The organism is Zhongshania sp., assembly GCF_041623545.1.
GTDB lineage: Bacteria > Pseudomonadota > Gammaproteobacteria > Pseudomonadales > Spongiibacteraceae > Spongiibacter.
This window is the reverse complement of record NZ_JBFJWS010000236.1, coordinates 1-5009: the sequence shown is the minus strand read 5'-3', so window position 1 is coordinate 5009 and position 5009 is coordinate 1. Positions and strand designations below refer to the sequence as shown.

4 protein-coding genes are annotated in these 5009 nt (G+C 46.7%); all 4 read left to right on the top strand.

Going from position 1 to position 5009, the window contains the following annotated elements:
- A partial coding sequence (locus ABYT30_RS15355; protein ID WP_373097379.1) for a murein L,D-transpeptidase occupies positions 1 to 881 on the top strand: 881 nt, incomplete at its 5' end.
- Positions 882 to 1868, top strand: a complete 987-nt coding sequence (locus ABYT30_RS15350) for a YcbK family protein (protein ID WP_373097378.1) — start codon at positions 882 to 884, stop codon at positions 1866 to 1868.
- Between the two features lie 129 nt (positions 1869 to 1997).
- The gene (locus ABYT30_RS15345) at positions 1998 to 2837 is read left to right on the top strand and encodes a VacJ family lipoprotein (protein ID WP_373097377.1); all 840 of its coding nucleotides are present in this window, start codon (positions 1998 to 2000) and stop codon (positions 2835 to 2837) included.
- A gap of 15 nt (positions 2838 to 2852) precedes the next feature.
- A partial coding sequence (locus ABYT30_RS15340; RefSeq protein WP_373097376.1) for an RND family transporter occupies positions 2853 to 5009 on the top strand: 2157 nt, incomplete at its 3' end.

The window sequence follows — 5009 nt, the reverse complement described above, 5'->3', positions numbered from 1 at the left end:
TGGCAGAGGGTGTTAAGGTGTTTCAGCGCCGTCACGGCTTAGAACCTGACGGTATCATCGGCCGCGAAACGATCAAAGCATTAAACATATCGCCCAAGGAACGCGCCCAACAGATTGTTGTCAATATGGAACGCTGGCGTTGGCTGGCGGCAGATCTGGGTGACAAGCACTTGCTTGTTAATATTGCGGCATTTGAGCTTAAAATCATCGATCACAACGAAACTGTGTTTGTTAAACCCGTGGTTGTCGGCCGCAATTACCGCAAGACACCGGTTTTTAGCAATAAAATACGCTATTTGGTGTTAAACCCCACATGGACTGTACCGTATAAACTGGCGGTTCAAGACAAGCTTCCTGATATTCAAAAGGATCCGGGCTATTTAAACCGCCTTGGAATTCGTGTGTTTCGCGGGGACTCACCCGTGGCGATTGACCCTTATACAATTCATTGGAATGAAATTACCAAGCGTAATTTCCCCTTTAGGCTTGTTCAGGGTCCGGGCCCACAAAATGCGCTGGGGCAGGTGAAGTTTATGTTTCCCAATCCCCATGATGTGTATCTGCACGATACGCCGTCGCGGGAGCTGTTTAAAAAAGCCGAGCGGGCGTTTAGTTCGGGTTGTATACGCGTTTCAGACCCCTTGGAACTGGCCGAATTTCTTTTGCGCGACCAAGGCTGGGATAGCGATAGAATTGCAGCCTCTATCGCCAAGGGCGTGACTGAAACCGTAAGTTTAAAAACACCACTGCCTATTCATATTGAATATTGGACCGCATGGGTTGATCGGCAGGGCGTTTTGAATTTTCGCAATGATATTTACGAGCGTGATCAGCCATTGTGGCAAGCATTAAACAAACCCTTGATTCGTGTTGAGCACTAAATGTTCAGAACCCTAGTAAGCTTGAAACTCCGTACCGCTATCCTGAGCTTAATGACCTTATTAAGCCTATACACTCCGCTGCTCAGCGCGCAGGAGAAGACAAAATTTGATCCAGCACTGGCGCCTTTTATTGTCGAGGTCGATAAAAGGCCTCTGCGCTCAAGGACCAATATGCGTACAGTCTTGCCGGGCAAAACTGTCAATATAAAGATTAAGCAAGATAAGGCAGGGGAGTTCTCGGTCAGTTCGGGCATGCAAAACTTAAAGCTCAGTGCGGGCGGTCACGTCAGCTGGACTGCGCCTGTTAAACCAGGCTATTACCCCATCCGCATAGTACGTAATAAAGACAAGGCTCAAGTTGATCTTCAAGTATTTGTATTGCGGCCAGCTAATCAGGTCGTTAAGGGGAAATTAAACGGCTACCAAATTGGCAGTTACCCTAAAGCTCTCAAAGGCCTGGAAAGCTATCAGCCGCCCAAGGGCTTTATTGAGGTGACACCGGAGTTAGAAAAAGTCTTGGTATCACCGCATTTCAAACTAGGTCAATTTTTATGTAAGCAACAGGGCGGCTACCCCAAGTATTTGCTTTTGAACCCAGCTTTGCTTGAAAAATTAGAGATGCTTTTAAATGCCGTCAACGACAAGGGTGTGAGGGCCGATAGCTTTGTCGTAATGAGTGGCTACCGCACGCCCTACTACAATAAAGCCATTGGCAATGTTACCAATAGCCGGCATATCTACGGTGGCGCGGCGGATATTTTTATCGATGTGAATCCGGTAAACGACTATATGGATGACATTAACCGCGATGGCGCCGCCAATATCAAAGACGCTGAGTATCTTTACGCAATTGCTGACAAATTAGCGAGCCACAATAAGCATTCTGAGTTAATGGGCGGGGTAGGGCTTTACGACAAGAATTCAGCTCATGGCCCCTTTGTCCACGTCGACGTCCGCGGTACACCGGCACGGTGGGGGCATAAATAGTCTTGATATTGAAAGAAGCTGCCAATAACTACCGATATGCATTGGGAACAATTTAGCCACGCTGTCTTCTAAATTTTAGCGCCAATACACCGTGTGTTGGCATAACTAAAATAAAGCAGTGGTGAATGGATGCGACTTGTCGATGATACTCCCTTAGCTCGGGCCTTGAATGCGCCGCTGAAGGCGTGTCGGGGCCGCTTGCCACGAATGCTATTAGCGCTACTTGTCGTGAGCGCAATGGGGTTCAGTCAGTGGCTTTATGCCGCTGATACTGTGCCAAGTAAGCACTTAAGCGACGATGAAATCACCGTAGTAAGTTACGACGAAAGCGACTATAACGACCCTTTAATGGGCTTTAATCGCGCGATATTTGCGTTCAATGACGTGAGTTATCGCTACGCTTTGATTCCCATTGCCAAAGGCTATCGCTACATTACCCCGGACCCCGTTGAAACGGGTATTAGTAACATATTCGCCAATATCAAAGCCCCAATTCATATTTTTAACCATTTATTGCAGTGGCAACCGAGTAAAGCGGGCACCACCACCGCACGTTTCGTCATAAACACCACTATTGGCGTTGCAGGTATATTCGACCCTGCTAAAGCGTGGTTTTCCTTGGATAAAGATGAAACGGGCTTTTCAGACACACTAGCTGAATACGGCAGTGGCTACGGTGTTTATATCGTTTTGCCTTTTGTCGGCCCCGCAGACCTGCGAAGCGGCACCGGAATAGTGGCAGATTATTTCCTCAACCCCATCCCCTATATCACTGAACAGCCTGACTCCAGTTATATTATGGCGGGCGATAAGTTACAGGAATTTGCGTCCCAAGCCGAAAGTTACGAGACGCTGCGCGCCAAAAGTAACGACCCCTATTTGTTTTTCAGAAACATGTATTTACAAGGGATCTTGCGTGACCAGCAATATCAACCGTCTGCTGACAACAATAAGCCCGACAATAAATAAACAAGGAAACCGTCAATGCTTGCGTCGTTGTTTGCCCGTTATAAGCTGATTTTGTTGGCGTTTACCTTACTCGTCGGCTTTTTTGCTTGGCATAGCCAGAGTTTTGAAATTAATGCCTCTGCCGACACGCTAATTTCTGAAGACAATCGCGACTATATTCACAGTCAAAAAATCAATCAGCAATTTTCGCCAGAAGAGTTTCTGATCATTGCTTATAAGCCCAAAGCCGGAGGCGTTTTTTCTGCACAAAGTTTAGACAATATCAGCCGTATTAGTCGCGAAGTCTCAGCGCTAGAGCGCGTAAAAACGGTGCGCTCGGTAATGAACGTACCCTTACTAAGCAAGGCAGGAGAAGCCCTCAATGCCAATTTAGACCCAAGCGAATTCACTCAAAATAAGCTTAATCTTAGCGAGCGTGAACTCAAGGCATTGTTTAAAGACCACCCCATTTATGACGGCCTGTTGGTGAATCACGAACAAACCGCCAGCGGCATTCAAGTTCTTTTTAAGCCAGATTTAGCGCTACAAAAGCTTAATGCTAATATTCTTGCCCTTCAGGAAAAGCGACTTGAAGGCCCTTTAAGCAAAGCAGATAAAGCCAAGCTAAATAGCCTAAAGCAACAGGCTGCCCCCTTGGAAAATGCATTGCGTGACAGCCGCAACAAAGAAGTAGAGCAACTCCGTGAGATCATCAAACAATACCGGAATGATGCCGACCTTTACCTCGGCGGCGTGCATGTTCTGGGCTACCAGCTCATTAATATTATTCAGAACGACCTAAAAGTGTTTGGCGGCGCGATTGGCCTTGCGATTTGCATCTTAATTTATGCCATATTTCGCCGCTTCAGCTGGATTTTGATTACGGTGGCGTGCTGCGCGAGTAATCTATTTATTACGGTTGGTGCCTTTGGGCTTTTAGGTTTAAAAGCCACGGTGATTTCATCTAATTTCATTTCTTTACAGTTAATATTAAGCCTCGCCATTGTTATTCACTTAATTGTTCAATATCGCGAGGAAGCAGAAAAGGCAGCAGAGGCCTCCCAAAAAGAGCTTGTTTTGCAAACACTCAAAGAAAAAATTGCGCCATGTTTTTTTGCTGGATTTACCACCTCCTTGGGCTTTGCATCCTTGCTACTCAGCAATATCGAGCCGGTGAGTACCTTTGGCTTAATGATGATCATTGCCATGGTGGTGACTATCGTCTGTACGCTGCTGCTGTTTCCCGCATTATTGCTGCTATTCCCTCGGGAGCACGTTACAGAATCGAGCAGTATATTTAGCGGTGTTATGCAAACCGCGCAAGGGTTTTGCACCAAGCGCAGCACCCTGATTATGTTGCTTAGCATTGCCTTTTTTGCCGTCAGTGTTTTTGGCTCATTGCGCTTAAATGTCGAAAACAGCTTTATCAATTATTTTGCTAGCGATACCGATGTTCACAAAGAACTGAGCTTTATCGACAAAGAATTTGGCGGTTCAACTCAGCTAGACATTGTCTATACGCCGCCAAAAACAGCGAATCCAGACAAAAATCTATTGTTAAGGGCAGGGGACGTTCAGATTGCCCACAGTATTCAAAAATCACTGGCCGAGTTTGAGGCCATGGGTACTACGCTGTCGGTGGTGAATTTCACCCAACTGGCAAAGCAACTAAACAACAATAAACCACTAACAGAATACGAACTCACCGCCATTTATTGGACACTTGATAAAAACGTGCGCGAAGACCTGCTCAGTAGCTATTTTATTGAGCCGCCGGCGCAGCTGCGTATTAGCGCCCGAATTAAAGACAGTACCGAGAACCTTGATCGCGGTGTGTTACTTGCCGACATCCACAAGCAGATTCAGGCTCAGGGCGTCGCGCCAGAAGATTACAAGCTCAGCGGCCTGTTTGTACTATATCAAGCAATGTTAGATCAGCTGTTCACCTCCCAGATTCTTAGTTTAGGCGCGGTGTTTCTCGCTCTTGGTATTGCCTTTTGCGTAATATTTAGGTCGATTCGCATCGCCTTGATCGCCATTGTCCCCAATATTATCTCGGCATTTGCAGTGTTAGGCGTTATGGGCTGGGCGGGTATTCCACTCGATTTCATGACCATGACAATTGCCGCCATCGCGATGGGTATTGCGGTAGATGACACCATCCACTACACCCATCGCTACCTGCAGGAACTT